We start from the raw sequence: 1342 nt of genomic DNA, 5'->3' as shown, positions 1-1342 counted from the left end.
GAGATACTTCTGAGCGGAACCGCATCGGATTCCCATACCTGGAATCTCGTGTACCTCCGTCTCTTCCTTGAGGAACAGGGCTGCGAGGTCGTCGGGATCGGTCCTTGTGTCGACACCGAGCTGTTGACCACCGCCTGTCTGCGGCACGTTCCCGACGTGCTCGTCCTCAGCAGCGTCAACGGACACGGCTACCGCGACGGCCTCGCCGCCGTCCGTCGGCTGCGCACGGAACCCGCACTGGCCGGGCTGCCCGTCGTCCTCGGGGGCAAGCTCGGCGTCGCCGGGCACCGCCAGGAGGCGGACGTGGCGCGGCTGATCGAGGCCGGCTGTGACGCCGTGCTGGGCGAAGACCTGGACGCCCTGTGCGACTTCCTCGCCGCACGCGCCCGCAGGGAGGTGCCGGCTTGACCGCCCCCGCCCCGTCCTTCGGCGGGTTCGTCGCGGCTGCCGCGGACGCCGGCAGGCTCGTCGTCCAGCCCCGCATGGGCTTCGGCGACCCCGGCCTGATGCGCTCCGGTCTGGCCCGGACCAGAGCCGCCACCGCCCACACCGCGGGCACCCTCACCGTCGACAGCTACACCCGCGTCGGCGATCTCGCCGCCGCCCGCGCGGCCGTCGCAGAGGGAAGCAGCCTCAACGGCTACCCGATCACGGCACACACCCGGGCGACCACCCGGGCCGTCCTCGACGGCCTGCTCGACGAGGACTTCCCCGTACAGGTCCGGCACGGCTCCGCCCGCCCCCGGGCGATCGTCCGTGCGCTCACCGCGGCCGGACTGGACGCCACCGAAGGCGGCCCCGTCTCCTACTGCCTGCCCTACGGCCGCACCCCCCTGCGGGAGTCCGTCGACGCCTGGGCCCGCTCCTGTGAACTGTTCGCCGCCGGCGCACGACCCGGCACCGTTCCCCATCTGGAAAGCTTCGGGGGCTGCCTCCTCGGCCAACTCTGCCCGCCCGGGCTGCTGGTGGCCACGAGCATCCTCGAGTGCCTGTTCTTCGTCCAGTTCGGCTTGCGGAGCGTCTCGCTCAGTTACGCCCAGCAGACGGACCCCCGCCAGGACGAGGAGGCCCTGCGCGCCCTGCGTCGACTCGCCGCCGAGTTCCTGCCCGATGACGTCGACCACCACGTCGTCCTCTACACCTACATGGGCGTCTACCCGCGCACCGAGCAGGGCGCCACCCGCCTCCTGGAGGCCTCCGCCCGCCTCGCCGTGCGCTCCGGCGCCGGTCGCCTCATCGTGAAGACCACCGCGGAGGCCCACCGCATCCCCACCGTGGAGGAGAACGTCCGCGCCTTGGAGACCGCTGCGGCGACCGCCGCGCTCACCGGGGCACCGGTGAG

The 1342-nt window shown here is 72.7% G+C and carries 2 protein-coding genes; both read left to right on the top strand.

Features of this window, described 5'->3' with window-relative positions; all coding sequences use genetic code 11:
* Positions 1-408: cobalamin B12-binding domain-containing protein (locus tag ACFW2Y_RS35895; RefSeq protein ID WP_384887965.1), on the top strand; the 408-nt coding region annotated here is incomplete at its 5' end.
* Positions 405-1342: methylaspartate mutase (locus tag ACFW2Y_RS35890; RefSeq protein ID WP_384887962.1), on the top strand; the 938-nt coding region annotated here is incomplete at its 3' end. The genes ACFW2Y_RS35895 and ACFW2Y_RS35890, both read left to right, overlap by 4 nt.

The sequence above is a fragment of the Streptomyces sp. NPDC058877 genome (genome assembly GCF_042742855.1).
In the GTDB taxonomy this organism is placed as follows: domain Bacteria; phylum Actinomycetota; class Actinomycetes; order Streptomycetales; family Streptomycetaceae; genus Streptomyces.
This window is presented reverse-complemented; position numbering and strand designations above follow the sequence as displayed.